This window comes from Thalassotalea mangrovi (genome assembly GCF_005116735.1).
Lineage (GTDB): Bacteria > Pseudomonadota > Gammaproteobacteria > Enterobacterales > Alteromonadaceae > Thalassotalea_A > Thalassotalea_A mangrovi.
This window is the reverse complement of sequence record NZ_SWDB01000029.1, coordinates 1-23,505: the sequence shown is the minus strand read 5'-3', so window position 1 is coordinate 23,505 and position 23,505 is coordinate 1. Positions and strand designations below refer to the sequence as shown.

Annotated in this window: 21 protein-coding genes; 18 read left to right on the top strand and 3 right to left on the bottom strand. The window is 46.5% G+C overall.

The window, feature by feature from the left end:
* Positions 1-91 precede the first annotated feature (91 nt).
* The 15 genes from E8M12_RS11905 to E8M12_RS11835 all read left to right on the top strand — a co-directional run bounded on the left by E8M12_RS11905 (position 92) and on the right by E8M12_RS11835 (position 18,844).
* Positions 92-1,720 (top strand): TldD/PmbA family protein, encoded by a 1,629-nt coding sequence (locus tag E8M12_RS11905; RefSeq protein ID WP_136736367.1) that lies wholly within the window; start codon positions 92-94, stop codon positions 1,718-1,720.
* A gap of 38 nt (positions 1,721-1,758) precedes the next feature.
* Positions 1,759-3,093 carry a TldD/PmbA family protein gene (locus E8M12_RS11900; protein WP_136736366.1) on the top strand — a complete coding sequence of 445 codons (1,335 nt, stop codon included), beginning with the start codon at positions 1,759-1,761 and terminating at the stop codon, positions 3,091-3,093.
* A gap of 59 nt (positions 3,094-3,152) precedes the next feature.
* Positions 3,153-3,857: a DUF4159 domain-containing protein gene (locus E8M12_RS11895; protein ID WP_136736365.1), complete on the top strand. Its 705-nt coding sequence runs from the start codon at positions 3,153-3,155 to the stop codon at positions 3,855-3,857.
* A gap of 31 nt (positions 3,858-3,888) precedes the next feature.
* On the top strand, positions 3,889-4,917 hold the full coding sequence (locus tag E8M12_RS11890; RefSeq protein WP_136736364.1) for an AAA family ATPase: 1,029 nt from the start codon (positions 3,889-3,891) through the stop codon (positions 4,915-4,917).
* A 19-nt stretch (positions 4,918-4,936) separates the two neighbouring features.
* The gene (locus tag E8M12_RS11885) at positions 4,937-5,833 is read left to right on the top strand and encodes a DUF58 domain-containing protein (protein WP_136736363.1); all 897 of its coding nucleotides are present in this window, start codon (positions 4,937-4,939) and stop codon (positions 5,831-5,833) included.
* A 3-nt stretch (positions 5,834-5,836) separates the two neighbouring features.
* The gene (locus tag E8M12_RS11880; protein ID WP_136736362.1) at positions 5,837-7,492 is read left to right on the top strand and encodes a BatA domain-containing protein; all 1,656 of its coding nucleotides are present in this window, start codon (positions 5,837-5,839) and stop codon (positions 7,490-7,492) included.
* A complete protein-coding gene (locus E8M12_RS11875) occupies positions 7,479-10,070 on the top strand; it encodes a hypothetical protein (RefSeq protein ID WP_136736361.1) in 2,592 nt (863 codons plus the stop codon). The genes E8M12_RS11880 and E8M12_RS11875 overlap by 14 nt, the downstream gene beginning before the upstream one ends.
* Positions 10,070-12,169 carry a hypothetical protein gene (locus E8M12_RS11870; protein ID WP_136736360.1) on the top strand — a complete coding sequence of 700 codons (2,100 nt, stop codon included), beginning with the start codon at positions 10,070-10,072 and terminating at the stop codon, positions 12,167-12,169. Before E8M12_RS11875 ends, E8M12_RS11870 begins: the two co-directional genes overlap by 1 nt.
* Before the next feature lie 134 nt (positions 12,170-12,303).
* Positions 12,304-13,020, top strand: coding sequence for a winged helix-turn-helix domain-containing protein (locus E8M12_RS11865; RefSeq protein WP_136736359.1), 717 nt, complete (start codon positions 12,304-12,306; stop codon positions 13,018-13,020).
* 3 nt (positions 13,021-13,023) lie between these two features.
* On the top strand, positions 13,024-14,340 hold the full coding sequence (locus tag E8M12_RS11860) for an ATP-binding protein (RefSeq protein ID WP_136736358.1): 1,317 nt from the start codon (positions 13,024-13,026) through the stop codon (positions 14,338-14,340).
* A gap of 3 nt (positions 14,341-14,343) precedes the next feature.
* Entirely contained in the window at positions 14,344-15,255 is a 912-nt protein-coding gene (gene yegS / locus E8M12_RS11855; RefSeq protein WP_136736357.1) for a lipid kinase YegS, read from the top strand.
* 166 nt (positions 15,256-15,421) lie between these two features.
* Positions 15,422-16,363, top strand: coding sequence for an HlyD family secretion protein (locus E8M12_RS11850; RefSeq protein WP_136736356.1), 942 nt, complete (start codon positions 15,422-15,424; stop codon positions 16,361-16,363).
* On the top strand, positions 16,360-17,307 hold the full coding sequence (locus tag E8M12_RS11845) for an ABC transporter ATP-binding protein (protein WP_136736355.1): 948 nt from the start codon (positions 16,360-16,362) through the stop codon (positions 17,305-17,307). The genes E8M12_RS11850 and E8M12_RS11845 overlap by 4 nt, the downstream gene beginning before the upstream one ends.
* Positions 17,304-18,449, top strand: a complete 1,146-nt coding sequence (locus E8M12_RS11840) for an ABC transporter permease (protein ID WP_136736354.1) — start codon at positions 17,304-17,306, stop codon at positions 18,447-18,449. Before E8M12_RS11845 ends, E8M12_RS11840 begins: the two co-directional genes overlap by 4 nt.
* Positions 18,450-18,634: 185 nt before the next feature.
* Positions 18,635-18,844 (top strand): hypothetical protein, encoded by a 210-nt coding sequence (locus tag E8M12_RS11835; RefSeq protein WP_136736353.1) that lies wholly within the window; start codon positions 18,635-18,637, stop codon positions 18,842-18,844.
* A 183-nt stretch (positions 18,845-19,027) separates the two neighbouring features.
* Here the strand turns inward: E8M12_RS11835 and E8M12_RS11830 are convergent, their stop codons facing one another.
* Positions 19,028-19,510, bottom strand: coding sequence for a YchJ family protein (locus E8M12_RS11830; RefSeq protein ID WP_136736352.1), 483 nt, complete (start codon positions 19,508-19,510; stop codon positions 19,028-19,030).
* A gap of 113 nt (positions 19,511-19,623) precedes the next feature.
* On the opposite strand from E8M12_RS11830, the gene E8M12_RS11825 reads away from it, so the two are divergent.
* Genes E8M12_RS11825 through E8M12_RS11815 form a run of 3 tightly spaced genes read left to right on the top strand, consistent with a single transcriptional unit; the run spans position 19,624 to position 20,833 of the window.
* Positions 19,624-20,118: a nuclear transport factor 2 family protein gene (locus E8M12_RS11825; protein WP_169303130.1), complete on the top strand. Its 495-nt coding sequence runs from the start codon at positions 19,624-19,626 to the stop codon at positions 20,116-20,118.
* Complete coding sequence (locus E8M12_RS11820; RefSeq protein WP_136736350.1) at positions 20,108-20,422, top strand: antibiotic biosynthesis monooxygenase family protein; 315 nt, start codon at positions 20,108-20,110, stop codon at positions 20,420-20,422. Before E8M12_RS11825 ends, E8M12_RS11820 begins: the two co-directional genes overlap by 11 nt.
* 3 nt (positions 20,423-20,425) lie before the next feature.
* Entirely contained in the window at positions 20,426-20,833 is a 408-nt protein-coding gene (locus E8M12_RS11815; protein WP_136736349.1) for a VOC family protein, read from the top strand.
* A 153-nt stretch (positions 20,834-20,986) separates the two neighbouring features.
* Here E8M12_RS11815 and E8M12_RS11810 read toward each other — a convergent pair whose 3' ends face one another.
* Positions 20,987-22,552 (bottom strand): arylsulfatase, encoded by a 1,566-nt coding sequence (locus tag E8M12_RS11810; RefSeq protein WP_246034125.1) that lies wholly within the window; start codon positions 22,550-22,552, stop codon positions 20,987-20,989.
* A 264-nt stretch (positions 22,553-22,816) separates the two neighbouring features.
* Positions 22,817-23,362, bottom strand: a complete 546-nt coding sequence (locus E8M12_RS11805; RefSeq protein ID WP_136736348.1) for a hypothetical protein — start codon at positions 23,360-23,362, stop codon at positions 22,817-22,819.
* Between the last annotated feature and the right edge of the window lie 143 nt (positions 23,363-23,505).

Sequence of the window (23,505 nt, the reverse complement as noted above, 5' to 3'; positions counted from 1 at the left end):
TGCTATAAAGTATTGGCTAAAAAATATCTTTGTGGTTCCAATAGCAACCGACCTAAAGGTAATAAAAACATACAGATCAGAGGATGAATTGATGCAAAGACGTGACTTTATAAAGCTTGGCGGCGTCGGTATGGGGGCTTTAACCCTGCCACTGTCAGGTGTTGCCGTGTCAGCGGAACAATTATTAGATAAACCCATGGATGTGGCATATAAAAAGAAGCTTGCCGATATCGCACTCAATGCAGCAAAAGCGAAAGGTGCGACATACGCAGATGCGCGCATCGGCCGATATTTGAATCAGTTCGTCACCACTCAGGAACGCGTAGTTGACAATATTGTTAACACGGAATCTGCAGGTATTGGTATTCGCGTTATTGCCAATGGCACCTGGGGTTTTGCGTCCACATCGAACATGACACCCGATGGTATCGCCAAAACGGCGGAGCAGGCGGTTGCCGTTGCCAAAGCAAATTCGAAGTTTCAGACCGCGCCAGTGCAATTAGCGCCGGTTAAAGGTGTCGGCGACGTTAGCTGGCAAACGCCAATCAAGAAAAATGCCTTCGAAGTGCCGATAAAGGACAAAGTAGACTTATTGCTCTCGGTTAATGATGCAGCCCTGAGTAATGGCGCAAACTACATTCGTTCTATTTTGTTTTTAGTTAATGAGCAAAAATACTTTGCCTCTACGGATGGTTCGTATATCGATCAGGATGTGCATCGTTTATGGGCGCCATTTTTTGCCACCGCTGTTGGCGCCAATGGCTTTAAACAACGATCTGCTCTGGGTAACCCGGTTGGTATGGGCTTTGAGTACCTTGATGGTCGTGAAGAAGACAAGATTAAAATCGCTGGTGCCGGTATTGGTTATAAAAACTCTTATGACATGGTTGAAGATGCCGCCGCTGCCGGTAAACAGTTACAGGCTAAATTGAAAGCACGTTCGGTAGAGCCTGGTAAGTATGATTTGGTACTGGATCCTGCCCACCTTATGCTGACCATCCACGAATCGGTAGGTCATCCATTAGAGTTGGATCGGGTACTGGGGTATGAAGCGAATTATGCAGGTACCAGTTTCGCGACATTGGACAAATGGCGCAGCGGGAAATTTCAGTATGGCTCTGACATTGTCAATCTGTTTGCCGATAAAACCCAGCAGGGTTCATTAGGTCATGTGGCTTACGATGATGAAGGCGTGAAGACCAAAGAGTGGGATCTGGTGAAAGACGGTGTCTTAGTCAACTATCAGGCAACCCGGGATCAGGTACATATGATCGACCAGAAAGAATCTCATGGTTGCTGTTACTCGCAAAGCTGGCGCGATGTCCAGTTTCAGCGGATGCCAAATGTATCATTGAAGCCCAATGAAAAAGATTTATCGGCAGATGATGTAATTAAAGATGTAGAAAATGGCATCTTTATCGCTGGCCGTGGCTCTTATTCCATCGATCAGCAACGGTATAATTTCCAGTTTGGTGGTCAGTTATTCTTCGAAATTAAAGACGGTAAGATTACTGAGCAGATTGAAGATGTCGCCTATCAGTCAAATACCCAGCAATTCTGGAATTCATGTGCCCAGCTCGCAGGTAAATCCGATTATCGTCTTGGTGGTTCATTCTTTGATGGCAAGGGACAACCGTCTCAGGTCAGCGCCGTATCGCACGGTTGCCCGACAACTCGGTTCAATAACATCAATGTAATTAACACGGCCCGTAACGTTTAATTTCGGTCCTGACGACGAATACTGTAAGGAATATGTCCATGACAATATTATCAGAACAAAAAGCAAAAGAATTGCTAACCAAAGTCATCGGGTTCTCCAAGGCCGATGAAGTTGAATGTAACCTGGATGGTCAGGTCGGCGGTAATATTCGCTACGCCCGAAATACCGTTTCTACCGCTGGTGAACAAAGCGATTTGGTTTTAGCGGTACAATCGACTTTCGGCAAACGTACCGGGGTTGCTACCATAAACGAATTTGACGATGCATCGCTGCAAAAAGTGGTAGAACGCTCTGAAGAGCTGGCAAAACTGGCTCCGGAAAATCCGGAATACATGCCATTATTTGGTAAGCAAAAGTACCTGGATACCAAGACCTACTTTGATTCTACTGCCAAAGTGAGTCCCGCTGATCGCGCCCAGGCGGCGGATGATTCGATCAAACCATCGATCAAAAATGAGCTTACCGCATCAGGTTTCCTGGAAGAGACCGTTGGTTTTACCGCGATCATGAACAATAAGGGGTTATTTGCCTATAACAAGTCTTCGAATGTGGATTTTACCGCCACCATTCGTACCAATGATGGTAAGGGATCTGGTTGGGTTACCCGCGATTATTCGGACTACAGCCTGCTGGATACCAAAAAAGCCTCCGCAATTGCCATGCAAAAAGCCATGGATTCCGTTGAGGCGAAAGAATTGGAGCCAGGCAAGTATACGGTGATCCTTGAACCTGCGGCCAGCGTTGGTTTGCTCGGCAATATGATGAATGCCTTTGATCAGCGCAGTGCCGATGAAGGGCGAAGCTTTCTGAGTAACAAATTAAAAGACGGTGAGACAGGTCCGAAGAATAAGCTAGGTCAGAAGATGTTTGATGAACGTGTCAATATCTATTCTGATCCTCAGCATCAATTGGCACCATCGGCGCCGTTCGCTGGCAATGGGCATGCATTAACTAAAATGGACTGGGTTAAAGATGGGGTGATAGCCAATATGCCGAATACTCCATTTTGGGCGAAGAAAAGCGAAACCGATTATATCCCGCGTCCCAATGCCTACGTAATGGAAGGTGGCGATCAGTCGTTAGAGGATATGATTAAAAATACCCGTCGAGGCATCCTGGTGACTCGTCTTTGGTATATTCGTTCGTTAGACCCGCAGACATTGCTATATACCGGCCTCACTCGTGATGGAACCTTCTATATTGAAAACGGCAAGATAAAGTATCCTATTAAAAATTTCCGTTTTAATGAAAGTCCGATTGTGATGCTGAACAATATCGAGGCCCTGGGTAAGCCAGAGCGTATCAATGGTAGCATGGTGCCACCAATGAAAATTCGTGACTTTACCTTTAGCAGCCTGTCCGATGCGGTATAGGCATTTCGGATAAACCAAAGGTAGTGGCGTCGGTTTCGACCGGCGCCTGTTTATTTGTTATGAACCGACGCCAATTTCTGTTATCCATCTCTTCACTAGCGACTGCACTGGCGCTACCCAATGTCGCTGTTGGCAACGTCGAGGCTAACGATTATGACTTTTTCTTCACCCGGTTAAGCTATGAGTCTGGCGATTGGGAAGTGGATGAACGGATGCCAGCCAATGTCCTTAATTCACTGATCGAATATACCAGCCTGCGCGTGGATTTACGTGAACGGGTGATTCCATTGTCTGATCCGCAGATGTTGCAATCGCCGTTTTGTTATCTCGCCGGGCATCGACTGGTACAGTTTACAGCGCAGGAAGCGGATAATTTCAAACGTTATGTGGAGCAGGGCGGCTTTGTCTTTGTTGATGATTGTAATCACGATATTGATGGCATGTTTGCCCGCAGTTTTGAACGTCAAATGGCGGAATTATTTGGCGAAGATGCATTACAGAAAATAGCCAACGACCACCCGATTTATTCCAGCTTTTTTGAATTCGACGGCCCGCCACGTACTTCCGTAGAGCTCAACGGTTGGGGTGATGATTTAGTGCACAATTACCTGAAAGCGATTGTCATTAATGGTCGCATTGGCGTGTTGTATTCTAACAAAGATTTTGGCTGTGAATGGGATTATGATTTTCGCAATAAGCGTTGGTTGCGGGTTGATAACACCCGATTCGCAGTCAATATCGTCATCTATGCGATGACTGCATAAGCAAACATTTAGAACGGGAAATATGAAAGGGATGAGCACAGACACTGCTGACTTACTCGACAATGTTAATGAACAGCAAATCAATCAAACACTGGGAAAACTTGTTCAGTTAAAACAACAATTGGGGAAAGTGATTGTTGGTCAGCATCAGGTCATTGATCAGGTGTTGATCGCCTTGTTGGCCCAGGGACACTGTTTACTGGAAGGGGTTCCTGGCCTCGCCAAGACCTTGTTGATTTCTACCCTGGCAAAAACCATGGATTTGGATTTTAACCGGGTGCAGTTTACGCCGGATTTAATGCCTTCCGATATTATCGGGACGGAGATCCTGGAAACCGATCATGCCAGTGGTGACCGCTTTTTTAAATTCCAGCAGGGACCGATATTTACACAGATACTGCTTGCCGATGAAATTAACCGTACGCCCCCGAAAACCCAGTCGGCATTATTAGAAGCGATGCAGGAGCGCAGTATCTCGTTTGCGGGTAAACACTATGAGTTGCCGAAACCTTTTTTTGTGCTGGCGACACAAAATCCAGTGGAGCAGGCAGGGACCTATAGTTTGCCTGAGGCGCAATTAGACCGGTTTTTATTGTTTGTCCAGGTTGCTTACCCCAATTTTAATGAAGAGCTGGAGATTCTAAAACGCACCACCGGCAGCCTGAATGCGGATGTAGAATCGGTTATCAATCAGCAGGATATTTTGTTGTTACAGGCGGTGACACGAGCTGTGAATATCTCTGATGCGTTATTGTCTTACGTCGCATCTCTGGTACAGGGCTCTCGTCCACAATCCACTTCGATTAACGAAGTTAACCAATATGTCAGTTGGGGCGCAGGTCCTCGAGCGAGCCAGGCGTTAGTCTTGTGTGCCAAAGCTCATGCTATCCTGCGCGGTGAATTTTCCGTTACTATGCAGGACATCATGGCTGTGATTCATCCGGTGTTAAGGCACCGACTGCTATTAAATTTCCAGGCAGAAGCGCAGCGCATTAACGGTGACGAGATCATTCAGATTATTGTCGATAATACGTCGCAACCAACCGCTGCTCTGAATTAAGTTACGTGATCGCCACCTTATGTCGACGCTGCTAGATCCAAACATCCTGTCAAAACTTGCCGATTTGCCTTTGATCGCCAGGCGCTTGGCGCATGGTTTGCTGCAAGGCCCACACACCAGCATGATGCGTGGGACCGGAATTGAGTTCAGTCAATATCGGGCTTATGAGCCTGGGGATGATCTTGCCCGGCTGGATTGGAAACTGTTTGCCCGTTCCGACAAGTATTTTATCCGCCAGGCCGAGCGGGAGTCAGATATCAAGGTGCAGTTTATCTGTGATAGCAGCGCCTCCATGTCTATTAGCGGAAAATCGGCAAACACGTCCGCGACGCTTACTAAGATTGAATACGCACGCATGCTGATTGCGACGTTAGCGTATCTGGCGCAGCAACAGGGTGACAGTGTTAGTTTATCGGCGCAAAGCTCGACCGTGCAGATTGATACCTCGATGCATAATGGCCAACGTCACCTGCAACGACTTATGGTCAACCTGGCTCAAATCGAATGCCATGGTATTTTCCCAGGGCAACAACGTCAGGATTTGGCCAGGATCCTCAGTGCAAATATGGTTGTCCTGGTTACCGATTTCAGTCAGCAGGATGATGAAATTTTTGAATTTATTGAAAGCCTTGCCGGCCAGAACCGGGAAGTCATTGTCTTTCAGTTGCAAAGTTTGCAAGAGCTTAATTTCAGCTATCAAGGCCTGATACGGTTTATCGACCCAGAAACCGGGGAGGATAAGATAGTTAATGCCGAGCAAATCAAAACCGATGTTTTGACTCGACAACAGGCTTATATGCAGCAGGTGAAACAACGGATGAACAAACTTGGCATTGAGCTTTACTCCTGCATCATCGAACAACCTTTAGATGATGCCCTGCGACACTTTTTACAGAATCGCATGAAGCTGAGGTAGTTTGTGTTGTTTAGTTCTCAGTTTCTCACCATTGTCTGGCCTTATTTTTTACTTGCCTTGCTGGCGTTGGCTATTCCTGTCTGGATCCATTGGTTTACCCGGCAAAAACCTGAGCCGTTACACTTCGCCCAGCTAAACCTGTTGCCAGATACAAAGCCTTTTGCCAGGAAACATATCCAGTTACAGGAAAAGCGGTTGTTTATCATTCGCAGCCTGATGGTGTTGGTTAGCGTATTGCTGTTAGTCGGTTTGATGGTTAACAATGATGATAATCGCGCCAGACAAGCAAATGCAATCAATCTGCTGAGTATCGATTATCTCGAACTCATTAGTGTGAACGATTTAGAACGCATCGCTGAGCGAGCGCAACAATCATCCAGTTTGTCGTTTTTACTGGTGCCTGGCTACCCGCAGTTCAACGATGAAGATTTTAGCCAATTGATAACGGCAAAAGGGCAAGGCAAAGAACGCATCTGGCTGACCGAATATTGCAATGAGTCTGACGGTGATGATAGCTTACCGGCAAACCAGTGGCATGGAATTGTCAATTTTATTGAATACCTGCAAAGCCAACAGGCATACCAGGATGATTTGCCATTGAACCTCTATGTTAGCCGGCAATTAAAATACTATGCGTTACAGTTAAACCCGGTTCCAATTGAGCCGGAACTTAACTGGCATTTTCCTACCACTGAATCTGCAGTGATTAACGATGGTTTAACATCAGGATTGAATGATATCGCGATTTTAATCATTGCCAATGAGTCCAGGCATAGCCATGCCCTGCAATTACAAGCGGCAATACAGCAAATTAACCTGGCTGGACTGGCTAAGGTAAACACAGAAGTTATTCTTCCATCGCAGTTAAAAGCCGATGTAAGCAAATTAACATCGACCACCGGCGTTATTTTGTTAACCGATAATGAGACGCCTACTACCGTGATTGAATCAGTCATTGATTCGTTACCTGGTAACAGCTTTTTCGTGATTGAAGATGCAATTGCGGTTACTGAAAAGGAAAAAATTGCAGCGCGCGAGCTTAACCTTGGACAACAGGGCGGCCAATTTGCAGGAATGTTGCTGGAGCCAGTGTTGTTCAGAAAACGGTTGAATCAAAACGACAAGGCTTCAGCCTTTAGCAATAAGCAATGGCCGATATTGTCGCAACAGGATGTTTGGACACAGGGTAATACGCCGTTATTAAGAGTCAGCCAGATTCAACCGAACAACGAGTCTGAAGCTATCCGGTTATGGCAATTAAATAGCCGTTTTCACCCGCAATGGTCGGATTTACTGGAACAGCGGCAATTACCGCATTTACTGTATTTTTTAATATTCTCAAATCAACTCAACAATACATTTAGTGAAAAATATTTATTGCCGCAATCCTGGTTAAAACGATTAAATCCGGTCGATGATAGCAACGGTAACATTGGTACAGATGCTAAGCACAAGGTAACGGCAAGACCAATGCTGGCAAAAGCCATTGCCAGGCAAAAAACGCAACAGCTAAGTCAACATCAGAAACAGCAATATAATCACTGGCAGGAAATCTTTGCCTGGCTGCTATGCCTGTTGTTCATCGCCGAGCGTCTGTTAAGTGAGTTGCAATCACGGCCACATCGACAATCCAGGGAAGGTGATCATGAGGCTTCTTAGGATATTGGACTATTGGCGTGGCAAGGATCTAAACGTCGATCGCTTGCACCGGTTAAGCGATTTAGGATTTGAGGATTGTGCTGAGATCGCATGGCTTTTGCGCCGTTTTCGTCGCCAGCGATTTTTACTGGCCTTTAGCTTTTCATTAATTCTCGGCTTTTGTTGTTATTTGGGCCTTGTATGGCTTGTGCAATTCCTGGCAGATGAAAACCCGCAGCAATTCAATGCCGTTGCAAACCCGGTTTTATCTGTTTTCGTCGCATCAATGACCTTGATTTATTTGTTGAAAAAATCGCGTTGGACTGAGGTAAGTTTTGAACACTGGCTTGATTACCTTGATAATCATTATGCCGGGATGAATCGCAGTGGTGCCTTGCTTGCTAAAGCCTCTGACGAGCTAAACCCAATAGAGAAATTGCAAAAGCAAAGAACTGTGAAATTCGTCAGTCGCTTGCTAAACACACCCCAGTATTCGCTTTTACCCCAGATTTTTAATTATCCGAAAAGATACCAGTTAATTGTCCTTGTTATTGGTGCTATGTTGTTGGGTTTCGCTTATACACTGCGAGGTTCAGCGGTGCTTGAGGTAACGGTTGATGACGATTTTCGGCATCAGAGCGAAAGCCCAGTCGAGCCTCTAAACATAGAAAAGTTAGAGGTTAAAATTGACGCCCCCGAGTATACCGGGATTGGCCACTATATCAGTCAGTCGCCGCAGATACAGGCCATTTCCGGCTCTTCTATCACCTGGACGTTATCACTCAATCAGGAAGTAAACAGAGCAATCATCCAGTTAAGCGACGATAGTGAGGTGAACTTTACCGCAAAAGGTAATGGGGTTTACGAGGCTAAGCAGGTAGTCAATCAGACCCTGACCTATCGTTTTGTCTTTTCACAAACGGTTGAACAACAGTCTCCTATGGTTGTCACCGATAGCCAATACACGATCGAAGCGATTAACGACAGAGCACCCGTTGTAAGGGTTTCCAACCCCAAAAAGACCATTACCGAACTGGATAGGAATAGCGAGCCGACGATATCACTGGCGGTAGAGGTATTTGATGATTTTGGCTTGCAGGATGCACACATTCTCGCCTCAATTGCCAAGGGTAGTGGCGAGGCGGTGAAATTTCGAGATTTGCAACTTGGGTTCGATGAAACCGGTGCAATGCAACCTGGCAAAGATTATCAGGGATTAGACTTTAGCTGGTTTAACGAAGCACTTGCTGCAGGAAATGTTAATTCAATGGCGGGTGCTGAGCGTATAGCACAGAGCGGCTCTGGTGATATGCAGATACCTCGTTATCAACTTAGCAAACGATTTGATTTATCGACGCTTGCCATGGAGCCGGGTGATGAGCTGTATTTTACCGTTGTGGCTATCGATAATCGATTACCGCAGGCAGCCGAAACCCGTTCGCGCACCTATATCCTGCGCTGGTTGGATGAAGACAATAGCGTGATTCTTGCCGATGGCATGGTGTTAGAATTACTGCCCGAATATTTTAAAAGTCAGCGGCAAATTATCATTGAAACCAAACAGTTAATAGCAGAATCCCAGTTGTTGTCTGAACAAGAATTTAATCACACTTCAAAGCAACTGGGTTTTGCGCAAAGTGATCTGAAAGTTAAATACGGACAATATCTCGGCGATGAACATGAAGGCGTTAACGCTAGTACCAGTTCTAATCATGTGGAATCGGCAGAGGAAAATGATGGGCATGATCACGATGCGAATCAACAGGGAGAGGATGACCATGAATCCGGTACAAGCGAGCCATTTGATTTAACCGGCCCAGGAGTTGAGCATGGACAGCAACCCATTGCCGCTGGCGACGGGGGGCATAGTCACGAAAGCCTTGACCAAGGCGGCCCGGGGATTGAGCGGGATTTATCCGGAGCAAACGATCTCATCAATACCTTCGGCCATGCCCATGAGGACGTTGATGTTGGTGTCTATAATGCCCTGGATCCCAAGGCGTTGATGAAAATGGCACTGTCTTTTATGTGGCAAGCGGAACTGGAGTTGATGTTGCATCGCCCAGATAAGGCGTTGCCCCATGAAGAGCAAGCGTTAGCTTATTTAACCCGTGCCCAGAAAGCGGATCGTATCTATGTCAAACGCCTGGGATTTGAGCCACCACCGGTTAGCGAAGAACGACGTTATCAGGGAGATATGTCTGAGATCAATCACATCAATGAAAAGCAGGTCATTAACGTCAGTGACGATGAATTGCTCGGTATTTATCAACAAATGCAGAGCCTGTCGCTTAGCCACTGGAGTGATAAAAACACAAACCTTATCGAGCAGGTTCTGCAGGTTTTTAATCAGCGCCTGCAAGATCAGCCAGAGCTAATTCAATTTGTCTCGAAGAGCCAGCAATTGCATGCGCAACAATCAATGCTTCCCGAGAATTGCCAAACCTGCTGGCAGGAGATTAAAAGTCAGGTCTATCGAATGTTACCGGAATTGGATAAAAGCATGCATCGGCGCCAGAGTTTTTTGCTGCCAGATTTATTGCTGCCCAATAAAAATACCCCGGCTAGCGCCAGCGAACAACACAGGCAGCAGCCCTAATGGAAATGCGAATAGAGCTTACCACTGCAACAGAGCAGCAACTTGAAATTATTCTGACTAACCAGCAGGTTCTGTTGGCGGCACTCTTATTTTTGACGCTTTGTTGTACTGCATGGGGTATCGTTCGCCATCGGCGTCAGCATTGGCTTAAAAAAGCCACGTTGTTAGTTCTCAATACCTTGGCTTTTACATCGGTATTGACGTTGATTATGCCAATCAACCTGGATAAAGCGGAGCAAATTTCTGTTAATCACCTGTATACACAAGGCGTCTCTCCAGCACAGTTAGACCGATCTTTGCAGGCGGCACCGAACGATAGTCACTGGCTCACCCAGGGTCTAGTCGAACAGTGGCAGCAACAACAAATTCCGGTTAAGCCGGTAAGTAGCGATGGCCGATTACAGCAGGCACTCGTCAGGGACTTAAGCCACTGGTACTGGCTTAATGAAAATTCAGGCCCGCTGGTGGTACATGGTCACGGATTTAATCAGCAACAGTATCAACAGGCAAACATTGATCAGATTGAGCACCGCCCTGGAGCATGGCAATCGGTTGGGTTTAAGAAATTGCAATGGCCTAAGCAAGTCTATCAGGGTCAAAGCTGGACTCTGAGTGGACAGATACAGGGGCATAAACAAGTTTCATATGACCTGCAGGTTACCGATCCCGGTGGTATAATAATCGCCCAGCTAACCGGGCTTAGTGATCAACAGTCATTTTCACTGCAACTTCCGGCCGATGTGGCGGGCACCACCTTATATCAGCTAAGCCTGATTTCAGGTGCCGTGAATGGGGTTAAATCTGCAGGAGCGGACACCAGGCACCAGCATGTAAAGCCGCAAACGGTTGGTACGGAACCATTTGAAAACGTATCGCGTGTTGAACAGCTTGCGGTGTCCGTTATTGAAGCACCGGCGATGACGGTAATGATAATGCAGTCGGCACCATCATTTGAGACCCGGCATTTAAAGAACCTGCTCCAACAGCAAGGACATGGTGTTATGGTTCGCACGCGTATTAGTCAGGACAAGTACCTGTTGCAATACAGTAACCTGGGGAAGTCGGCTATCGCTGATTCGACACTGTCAGCAGATAGCAAACTGCTGGAAACAGAATTCTTAGCAACGATTGATGTATTGCTGCTTGATGGCCGAACGCTGGTTGAATTATCAAATGCTGAACGACAATCGCTATTCGAAGCGGTGAATTCAGGCCTCGGCGTTATTGTGATGATGGATAATAGCGTGACTAACGGCGTTTTATCACAAATCTCAGGCCTGGCGATAGCAAATGTCGAAGTTACCAACAAGCCAGTTAGTGCCAATGCCAGTGAGTTGTTTTTTTCTTTGGCCAATGGCCGTCAGTTGGCATTTCTTAGCCATCAGGCTAATCGCCTGCAATTCATTGCCGGCGAAACCCTGATTAAGAATCCTGCAGGGCAACAGGTAGCGATGTATGCACAGCAAGGGGAGGGACGATTGACGATAACCAGCTTGAACCATAGTTATCAATGGCAACTTTCCTCCAACCGCGATGACTATCAAAGATACTGGCAATATTTGCTGCAAACCACCGCTCGGGTGCGTATTGAGTCGCAGTTTTTTCCCCAGTCCGACGATGATTTTTTATCAATACATGACGGCGAACCCTTGTGTGTATTCATCAAGGATAGCCAATCTGAGGGCAGGGATTTGGCGAGTAGCCCCGAAAACTATTCTTTGCGGGCTACCTGGATTACCGGCGACCACCTTGATATTCCGTTGTTGAAAAAGCAACCTCATTTACCGCAATATTGCGGTGTGATTTTTCCCCGGCAAACCGGTTGGATGAAAGTGTCTCTGCTGCACGCAGACGAACATATTGCAGGGCAATGGCGCTACGTTTATTCGTCAACAGATTTTATCGCGTACCGTAATCACAAAAAACAATTGGCAAGTGCAAATATCAATGTTGATAGTGAGAAAGGGAATGCTATATCCATGGCCAAAGGTAGCGGTGACGTAAATTATCAACCATTGAATAAAATATGGATTTGGCTGAGCTTGATCCTGTTAATTGGATACTTATGGTATGAACGAAAGAAGTATTTGCACCCTTAACAAATGCCGCTGAAACTATAATTTCCTACTAAACTAAGACTTTATCTCAACCTGTCAATTATGTATGGTGTTGTATCCATGACAGGGTATTCATCAAGACTGGTCGAATTCGAGCCGGTTTCAGGAGAAAGGGTATGTCTGAAAGTCCAGCCAATCTAACCAAAATACTACTTGTTGAGGACGATCGTCAGTTATCGGATCTTATCAAAGATTTTCTGGTCGCCGAAGATTTTCATGTTAAACAAGAGTTTCGCGGCGATACCGTAGAGAAGGTGGTGGAAACCTTTTCACCGGATCTTATCGTTCTTGACGTAATGCTACCGGGCAAAGACGGTTTTACCGTGTGCCGGGATTTGCGTATGTCTTATCAAAACCCTATTTTAATGCTAACGGCAAAGAGCACCGATTTTGACCAGGTATTAGGCCTGGAAATTGGTGCCGATGATTATGTTGCAAAACCCGTAGAGCCGAGGGTGTTACTAGCGCGCATTCACGCGTTGTTAAGACGAGGTCGAATGGCGAAAGGGGCACAGGATAAAGGGGAAGTAACCTGTGGAAAATTATACGTCAATAAAAATTCCCGACAGGTGATTCTTGATGGCGAGAACATTGAACTGACGTCCCAGGAGTTTGATTTATTGTGGCTGTTAGCCAATCGTGCCGGTGAAGTGCAAAATCGCGATTATATCTACAAAGCCGTCGTTGGCCGTGAATACGACGGTATGGATCGCAGTGTCGATGTACGAATCTCACGATTACGGAAAAAACTGCACGACTCGAATGAAAGCCCGTTTCGTATAAAAACGATCTGGGGGCAGGGATATCTGTTTGTGGCTGATGCATGGGATTAGCCCGTGAATTTAGGTCGTTCGTTTTTCGCTCTATTTTGCCTGATTATTCTTGGTTTAGGGATCCTCAACTGGATTCTCGACGAATTCTGGAGCATGCAGGTCGAGCAGGATGAGGAATCGTATACCGGTTACCGGACCGTGTTGCGCGCGGTCGAGGAAGATCTGCTTGAGCAACCGGTTTATCAATGGGCCAATATTGTTGAGCAGGCTTCATTGCGCTATGCCTTGCCGTTGAAGGTCGAGGATCGGGAAAACATCCATCTGATAGCTCCGGACTCCAATCACATTGTCTTTGATAATATCAGCGTCTATTACGATGATAAAAATGTCACCATGTTTCATGTGATGGAGCAGGAAGATAAAGTGCTTGTCCTGGGCCCAGTGAAGTCGCCAACCCGTCCGCGGACGGCCGCAATCATCCGCCTGGTCGTTGTCCTGGCGCTGGGATTAGTGTTACTGGTCTGGATTTGGCCTATTTCCCGGGATTTGAGCAAATTCGATCGGGCTTTGCAGCAATTTAAGCAGGGAAATTATAACGCAAAGGTGCTCAACACCCATTCTTCTGTGATCGGTCCAATCGCCCAGACATTCAATAAAATGGCAGGTCGTATCAACTCACTGGTTACCTCACACAAAGAGCTGACCAACGCCGTTGCCCATGAATTGCGGACACCACTGGCACGAAGTCGTTTTTCCCTGGAAGTACTTAAGGCAGCACGTGAAGACACAGATCGGGAAAAATACCTGGAAAACATAACCAATGACATTACCGAACTGGAAGTGTTGGTTAAAGAGATGCTGGTATACGCGTCATTTGAAAATGAGCAACCTAATTTAAGTTTTTCGATGGGTAATTTAACTGAGCTGTTGCGCCATCAAGTGCACAGTGCCTCGCTTCACTATGATGGTTCGATCGAGTTGAAACCGACAGAATCGGAACTGTTAATTGAATATGACCCTCACTTTCTTAATCGAGCCGTTGCTAATTTGCTGGAAAATGCGGTTCGATATACCAAAGATCGTATTCTGGTATCAGTAACTGCGGACCAGAAACTTTGCCAAATCTGTGTTGAAGATAATGGAGAAGGTGTCGATGATGAATTTAAGAAAGTTATTTTTGACGCGTTTTCCCGGTTTGATCCCAGTCGCCATAAGGATACTGGTGGCTTAGGCCTGGGCCTGGCAATCACCAATAAAATCATGGTTTGGCATCATGGCAGCGCCAGTGTTGAAGATTCCGCAGAATTGGGCGGTGCCAAATTCGTCATCGCCTGGCCTCGTCGGCAACAGGGAACGTTTGCTAGCGACGAGGAAAATTAGATAATGGCAGGTGCGGTCAGAGTACTGTTAAATGGAAAAAAGGCTGGATTGGAGGAAGTACGTGCGGCTATTGATACAGGCCGTGAGCAATGGCCAGTTGAGGTTCGTGTCACCTATGAAAGTGGAGATATTGAGCGTTTTGTAAAAGAGGCGAGTGAACAAGGTGTAAGGCGGATTGTTGCTGCTGGCGGTGATGGTACGCTTAACGAAGCGGTTAGCGCGATGATGCTGCTCGACAAAGATAAACGTCCCGAGTTAGGGATCATGCCATTGGGCACCGCCAATGATTTTGCCGTTTCCGCCGGGATCCCAGAAAATTTGACTCAAGCACTTAATTTGGCCATTACCGGTGAGTCACATTGGGTTGACGTGGCGAAAGCCAACCAGCATTTCTACATCAATGTTGCCAGTGGAGGCTTTGGCGCCCAGGTGACCTCATCAACCCCAACCGCTTTAAAAAACTTTTTAGGTGGTGGTGCATATACCTTAACAGGCTTGTTGCAGGCGATAAACTTTACCCCGTTTCCCGGTGTAGTCGAAATCGATGGGGCTAAGGAAGATATTAATGTTATCGTTGCCGCCGTATGCAATGGCCGCCAGGCCGGAGGAGGACAACAATTGGCTCCTGGTGCCGTCATTGATGACGGTTTATTGGACCTGGTGGCAATCAGTGAATTTACCCCACAAGCCATATCTGAGGTATTAAGCGAATTATTGGAAATTCAGGACAGCACCCAAGCAACGGGCAACTTTGTCAAACGGATTCAGGCGAAATCCATTCGCTGGCGCGTCGACGATCCGATGCCGATAAACCTGGATGGTGAGCCCATTTCTGCCAAAGATATTGAGTTTAGCGTCGTAGGTAAGCAAATCGCCTTGGTGCTACCCAACCAATGTCCATTGCTTAGCTCGTGATCACTGCTTTATTGCCTTTACCAGAGTCGGTGCGGATGCGGCGCAGACTGATACCTCAACGTCCGGAGAAATGTGAATGGTATAAATAGCCAATCTTAAATTTCTTGCGATTCTTTCTTTGCTACCCCATGATGTGATAACACTCTGATAAATTTAAGGGTTTGGGGTGAAATCATTACCACTTATATTGCTCTTACTGGTGTTGGCTGGCTGTGAACAACGGCAAACTCAGGTAGCTCTGGGTACCCTGGAAAGGGATCGTATAGCCCATACCGCTACCATTAACGAAGTACTAGTTTCATTACCGATTTCTCAGGGCAGCCCGGTTAAAAAAGGCATGGTGTTAGCACAACTGGATGACACGGCACAAAAAGCGGAAGTTGCCAAGGCACATGCGGAAGTGGCTGAGGCCATGGCGAATTTAGAAAAACTGAGAAATGGTGCCCGGGAAGAAGAGGTGGCGGCTGCCAGTGCCAAAGTGGCAGGTGCTCGCGCCGCATTGGTTGACAGTCAGGCTAATTATCAGCGAGCCGAAGAACTTGCCGCGCAGAACCTGATGTCCAAGGCCAATTTATCGAGGGCGTTAGCCACCCGGGATTCGGATCAGGCAGCACTGGATTCTGCCGAAGAAGAACTCAGGGAACTCACAAATGGCTCGCGACCTGAAGATATTCAGATGGCGGAAGCCCATTTGGACGCTGCTAATGCGGTGTTATCTGCCCAGCAAAAAAAACTAGCCGATTTAACCATTCGTGCAACCCGCAACGGAATTTTAGACAATCTACCCTGGAACCTTGGTGAACGGGTGACCCTTGGCAGTCCGGTTGCTATCGTGATGGCAGGCGATGCGCCTTATGCCCGGGTATATGTGCCCGAACCCTATCGGATCAAAATTCATGTCGGAGACAAGCTAAACCTGCATGTTGATGGATTAGACGCTGGCATCGAAGGTACGGTTCGCTGGATCTCCAATGAACCCGCATTTACTCCTTATTATGCCCTCAATCAAGATGAACGCGCGCGGTTAATGTACCTGGCAGAAATACAGCTCTCCAGTCAACACCAGCAGTTAGCCAGCGGTGTACCGGTCCAGGTAGATCTGCCATGAGCATTGCTACGAGGGACACAAACGAATTGGTGATTCGATCCCGGGGGATGGCAAAGAATTTTGGTTCGGTTAAGGCGGTGCAAAATCTCGACTTAGACATTGAACGTGGCAAAATCTATGGATTCCTTGGCCCCAACGGTTGTGGCAAAACCACCTCCATTCGTATGCTGACCGGATTACTGACACCTTCTGAAGGTCAGGTGGATGTGCTTGGCATGAGATTGCCGGAGCAGGCCAGTAAACTCAGGTATCACATTGGCTATATGACCCAGGTTTTTTCGATGTATCGAGATTTGACGGTTCGTGAAAACCTGAGTTTTGTCGCCAAAATATATGGTATTCATGGGACAGCCCAGAGCACCCGTATTGATGAACTGCTGCAATTGTATAACCTTGAGGAGCTCGCCAATCATTTTGCCGGGCTAATGAGCGGTGGCCAGCGCCAACGTCTCGCTTTGGCAGCGGCGGTTTTACACAAGCCACAACTGTTGTTTCTGGATGAACCAACGTCTGCGGTTGATCCGGAGTCACGCCGTGATTTTTGGGAAAAGTTGTTTGATTTAAGTGAAGCTGGCACCACCATACTGGTTTCCACCCATTACATGGATGAAGCAGAGCGGTGTCACGCCCTGGCGATATTAGAACACGGCATTAAACGTGCTGATGGCAGTCCACAGGCATTGATGGAAGAGATGAATGCTCATGTGGTCGAACTACAAAGTGACAATAACAGACAAGTGAAACAAGCATTGATCTCCCACCCTGAAGTGATCAGTGCCGCTCAGTTAGGCACCCGTTTAAGGGTTTTGGTTGATAAAACCATTGAGCAACCGGATACCTGGCTACAAAACCAGTTACCCAGCGAAGATTACCGCAGTTTAAAACGAGTCCGCCCCAGTCTGGAAGATGTATTTGTCACTTGCACAGGGAAGGGGCAAGGGTGAATTTTTATTATCGAATTCAGGCGATTTTTTATAAGGAACTGATGCAATTAAAGCGAGATCGGATGACCTTTGGCATGGTAGTGATGATCCCGCTTATTCAATTGTTGTTGTTCGGCTTCGCCATTAATACCAATGTTCGCTATATCCCGGTGGGGCTGGTAGATCAGAGCCAGACGGCACTAAGTCGAATCTTGGTACAAACAGTATCAGCGACTCAGGTGGTTAGTTTTAAAAGCCAGTATGCCACGGTGCCAGAGGCTGAACAGGCGATAGCCCGGCAGGAAGTCAGGGCCGTGTTAATCATTCCTGAAGATGTCAGTCAACGCCTGGTCCGCCATGGTACGGTTGGTTTGGCAACTCCGCCGGCAACCGATGAGGAAACCTCACGTCCTATTGCGCAATGGTTAACCGATGGTTCCGATACGATGGTCGCATCCAGCATTAAAAGCCTGCGAAACATGCCGTTAGCAGAGTTATTAAGTAAGCCAGCGAACCGCAGCATCCCCACGTTTGAAGTTACCCTGCTGTATAATCCGGAGCAACGAACCGTGGTTAATATTGTTCCTGGCCTTGTCGCAGTGATCCTGACGATGACCATGATTATGTTCACATCCGCCGCCATCGTTCGCGAACGAGAGCATGGCAATCTCGAGTTATTGATTAATACACCGCTAAAATCCATTGAGTTGATGCTCGGTAAGATCATTCCGTATATTTTTATTGGCCTGATACAGGTGAGTTTGATCCTGTGCCTTGGATACTTTATTTTCCATGTGCCGCTAAACGGCAGTTTAGCCGCCCTTGCCGCGATTACCTTATTATTTATTGCTGCTTCATTAGTGTTGGGGCTGGTCATCTCAACGATTGCCAAAAGCCAGTTGCAATCCATGCAAATGACGGTATTTGTGTTACTGCCATCGATATTGTTATCCGGCTTTATGTTTCCTTACGAGGGAATGCCAAAGGTCGCACAGTCGATCGCCGAGGCCTTGCCAGCGACCCATTTCATGCGTCTTATCCGAGGCGTTGTATTGCGTGATGTCGACATCTCAAGTATGAGTTTCGATTTGATTTGGTTAGCGGTCTTTACGGTGCTGGGACTGATGGTCGCCGCTTTTCGATTTAAAAAACGCCTGGATTAGCGGTTGTTGGTCGATAAAGTGCAGCAGCCCTTTAATTTGTTAGTGTTTTACGGATTGATTAGTTGAGCTGATTACAGTAGGTTAGCATTAAATAAAAAAACAATATAAGCGCTGCTATGAGCATCCCTTCCTGGTTGAAAAACTTTGCCTTTTTACTCGTCGTTTTTTGTATCGCGGCACTTTTCATGTCGGTTAAATCCGACGCTGCAACGCCCAAAGAATTATCATCGCCGTTAGCGGGGACATGGAAGCTTATTGATGGTGAATATATCGATGAAAAAGGGGATTTAATGCAGTATCGGGATGTGAAGATGACGGCGTTGAAAGTTATGGACGATGGCAAGTTCTGGGCATCGGGAGCAGGGACTTACAAAATTGACAAGAACCGATACTAGGAAACCCTGAGTCTGGCCTCATTTACCCATGAACCGAATCAGCGTTATGTTTTCAGCTATCGAATCGAAGGAGATACCTGGATTGTCGAACGTTTTAACGAGCAGGGAACAAGAGTAGAACTCGAGCGTTGGCAACGACAGTAGAGCCCTTTTTTGTGTCGAAAAGCGGTGTTAATAATGGTATCAGGCATTTAGCAACATATGACACTTTTTGAATTTTTTACCGCTACCACAGGGGCAGGGGTCGTTGCGTTTTATCTCTGCCAGCAACTGGTGTTCCTTGACGTCGCCGTCTAAATAACGCCATAGACCGTCTTCCCGACAAAAACGTGATTTTTCCTGCATTAGCCAACGCTTGCCCTGATGCAGATACTGAGCGCTAAATTCAACAAAATGAAAATCATTAGCGGTGTAATCGGTAGCAAGGATCTCCAGTTTTAGCCAGGCGGTCTGCTCTGCCCACTGCTGAATGTCAGCAAGGGAGTTATTTACTCGCTCTGCCTGAGCCCAGGTCTGTTCTAGATATGGCCCCAGTTTCAGGGCGTAGGCACTATACCGAGAACGCATCAATTGTTCTGCGGTTTCGGCGGTTTTTAACCCCTGATGCAATGGCTGACAACAATCAGAATACGTAAGAGCGGAGCCGCAAGGGCATATTTGGGACATGGGTAACTTACCGAAACTATCTGTTGATGCCGATTGTAACGGCTTTGCCAAATACAGTAAATTTTAATCACCGGTTGTGTTTAAAAGGTATCAGCAAACTAAGAAGGAAAACGATGAAGAATATCTATAAAGTGATGCTGGTAATGTGGTTAGCCTCGCCGCCTTTGTCATGCTCTTATGCTAATCCAACGGCTCAGCAGGCAATTGATTTCAGTCAGCAGGTGGATCCAGAATTAGCCAAAGTGATATTTGCCGAGGACCAAGCGTTCTTTACTGCCTTTAACCAGGGAAATAAGGACGTTGTTAATCATTACTTTACCCCCGAGCTTGAGTTTTATCACGATATGGGTGGACTGAGTAATTATCAGCAGAATGTTGAGAACACAAACAACTTATTGAGTCGGGCCGACAGGCCTACCAGACGCCTGATTACGGAAGATTTTGAAGTGCACCCGGTTAAAGGTTTTGGTGCAATTCAAACTGGCAGCCATGAGTTTTGTCATATGGAAAACGATCACCTCGATTGTGGTACGTTTAAATTTTTACATATCTGGAAGCAAACCAAGGCGGGTTGGAAACTGCATAGGATAGTCAGTTATGGCCACTAACAAGCCTGCATTCGCGGTGATATTTTCCGCAACCCTTCGCCAAACAGACGATCAATATTTGCAAATGGCTGAGCGATTGCGGGAGTTGGCGCTGTCTGAGTTTGGCTGCCTTGAGTTTAAAAGCATTAGCGAGGGCAATCAGGAAATAGCCATTTCTTATTGGCCATCGGAGCAACACATTCTTGCGTGGAAACAACACCCATTGCATAAGCAGGCGCAAAAAATTGGACAGCAAAAATGGTATGCAGATTATCGGGTACAAGTGGTAAAAGTCGAACGGGAATATCGTTCGCCAGAGGAATAGATAATGATTAACCCCTTTCACTATGCGTTTAAAGTTAAAGACCTGGCCAGTACACGAGCCTTTTATATGGATATTCTTGGTTGTAAAGAAGGGCGCTCAACGGATACCTGGGTCGACTTTGATTTATTCGGTAATCAATTGTCAGCACACCTGGGAAGTGTCGAACCGCTCGATTTTTGCGGCCAGGTCGATGGCGTGTCGGTACCAATTCCACATTTTGGTTGTCTGCTCAGCCCGGTACAGTTTTCATCACTGGCAACAAGGATGGAACAAGCGAACGTTGAATTTATCATCAAACCCCAGCGTCGCTATCAGGGTAAACGTGGCCAGCAACAAACCATGTTCGTCCTCGATTTCAGTGGAAACCCACTGGAGTTCAAATCTTTTGATGATGCGGCCGAGGTGTTTTAACGGGTAATTGTCACAATCAATTTACCGAAGCCAGTAAACCAAAACTCTCCACATTAAATCAAAGGGGAGTGAGCTGGCCGCAGAGCCCAGTAAAAAGAGGCGAAGAGCGCGGGTTACCACGCTCTGAATATGTGCATCAGCAAGCAATCTTTCTTAACGATTCACCGCCTGGGAATTAATGTATTTACTGACTTCAGAAACCTGTGCTGAGAAACTCGCCTGAGTCGGAGGGAATTCTTCAAAGCTTTTGACGAATTGTACTATTTGGGCGCCTGCAGGACCGAGAGTCCAGGAACGATTTTCTGCCCATTCGTCATAGCCACGTGCTTCGATAAAGCGCTCAAACGGATCCAGTTTTAAGTTGATAATGTAGGGGGTTGTCATTGTTTCTTGAGTGGCTCGGAACCATTCGTGTTGGTCAATAAACAGGAATTTCCAGTCACCGTAACGCATGCCATGGAAGGTGGTTTCGGTGAAGTAGTAAAACTCTTTACGTTTCGATGGCCCTTTATTGAACAGAATATCGGTTTGATCGTAACCGTCGAGATGAGATTTTTGCTTTTTACCGGCGATTTTCAAGCCGTCGAGCAACTCCTCTTTGATATCCTTCTCACCGACAATTGACATGATGGTCGGAACCCAGTCTTCCATCGTCATGAATTCACCGGTGTGCGTGCCAGCGGGAATTTTACCCGGCCATTTGACCAACATTGGAACGCGAAAACCGCCTTCCCAGCCGCCAACACCTTTTTCACCGTGAAATGGTTGGTTACCACCATCGGGCCAAGAGTTAGAAGCAGCACCATTGTCGGTGGAGAACATCACCAGGGTATTGTCTGCTACGTCGAGCTCTTCAAGCAACTCTAGCAGTTCGCCGACATCATCATCCAACTCCATCATCCCGTCGGCATACAAACCATAACCGCTTTTACCTTCGTATTCCTTGGTTAAATTAGTGCGATAGTGCATTCGGGTTGTGTTGTGCCAGACAAAAAATGGCTTTTCGTCTTTTACCGCATCGCTAATAAAGCGTTTTGACTGCTCAAGTACATCCTGATCTATGTTGCGTTGCACCTCGCGGCCCCACGGGCCAAGATCTTTGATATCCTGGCCACCATCGGAAAGGGCTTTGGAGTGAATAATACCGCGCATTTTAAGGTTAAAGCGCTCCTGAGTTTTATCGTCTTTCGGGTAGTCATATTGTTCCGAATACTCGCCGGCGTTCAGGTGATAGAGGATGCCATAGAACTCATCAAAGCCGTGGTTGGTGGGCAAGTGTTCATCCCGATCGCCCAGGTGATTTTTACCAAACTGACCGGTGGTGTATCCTTGGTCTTTTAACATCTCAGCCAAAGTCGGGACGTTTTCCTGTAGCCCTTGTTTTGCACCGGGTAAACCGACGGTACTAAGACCAATACGGATTGGATACTGGCCAGTGATAAACGCCGCCCGACCGGCGGTGCACGAGGCCTGTGCGTAATGATCCATAAAGATCATCCCTTCATTGGCAATCTTATCAATATTGGGAGTACTGCCTCCCATCATGCCGCGGTGATAGGCACTGATGTTCCACATACCGACATCATCACCCCAGATCACCAGGATATTGGGTTTATCTGCTGCTTTAGCAGTGACAGTTAGTATGGAACCGATGACCAACACCGCGAACATGTGAATCAAAAAACGCCTTAGCAGGTTAGAGCCGATAGGGAAGTTCATTGTCAAGCCTCTGGTTTTGTTACGAATCATTTAGTATTAAATCGTAGTCCAGATACAGCCAACTACCAAAAGGCTATGCGCTTTTTAGCGAAACAAAACGTTTGTATTATCGAGTCAATCGAATATGTAAGTATGCGTAAAGAGGGGAAAGCGAATGTGGACGTTGTTGATAAAAACCAGAAAATCCTGCGGTGTGATTTATTTAACCTTGACTCGTGTATAGTAAATTATTGGGACCAGAGAGGCCAATGGTCCCTGTTCAGGTTACTTTTCAGTCTCAGCCAGTTTTTCTTCATAGGCGACTTTAGCTTTTTCCAACTTTAACAGTTTTTCCAGAAGCTCAGGGTGTTGTTCGATGATTTTTGTTATTTCAGCGTAAGCCTGTTCTTTTTTACGCACTACCAAAGCATCTATTTGTGCTGACGTTGGATTGGGACGGCCAGATAACATAGCCTCCTGTGTTTCCTGAGCCATGCGATTGCGAAAATAGTTGGGTAAACAGTAAGTTTGTTTGATCCGTAACGATGTACTGCCAATTTCCTGTCGCCTTTCACGTCTGCAGGTTACCTGATACTCAGGGTTTTCAATTAACGGGTTTAACGAGTCGTAAAAATCCAGTTCAGCCATTTTGACCTGGTCTAATAAAAATGTCAGGGGTTTCTCGCCATATACCTGAATCACTTCCAAGTTTTCGTCTGCTTTGACTTTTTTTTGTTCAGCCAGAACAGGTTGAGCCGATAACGTGCTAGCCAGCAATAAATAAGAAATCACTAATTTGGTATTTATTTGTCTCAATTTGAAAATGCTCATCTGGTGTTCCCTCGTTATGCACGATTTCTAACGTTCTCTGCATTCGTTAAGAACAATACCGTGAGGACTGAATCGCCACCAATAACTTAGACACTTCTGAGTTGTTCTTGATAGCGTGTTTCATACTCTACTGGAGATAGTAG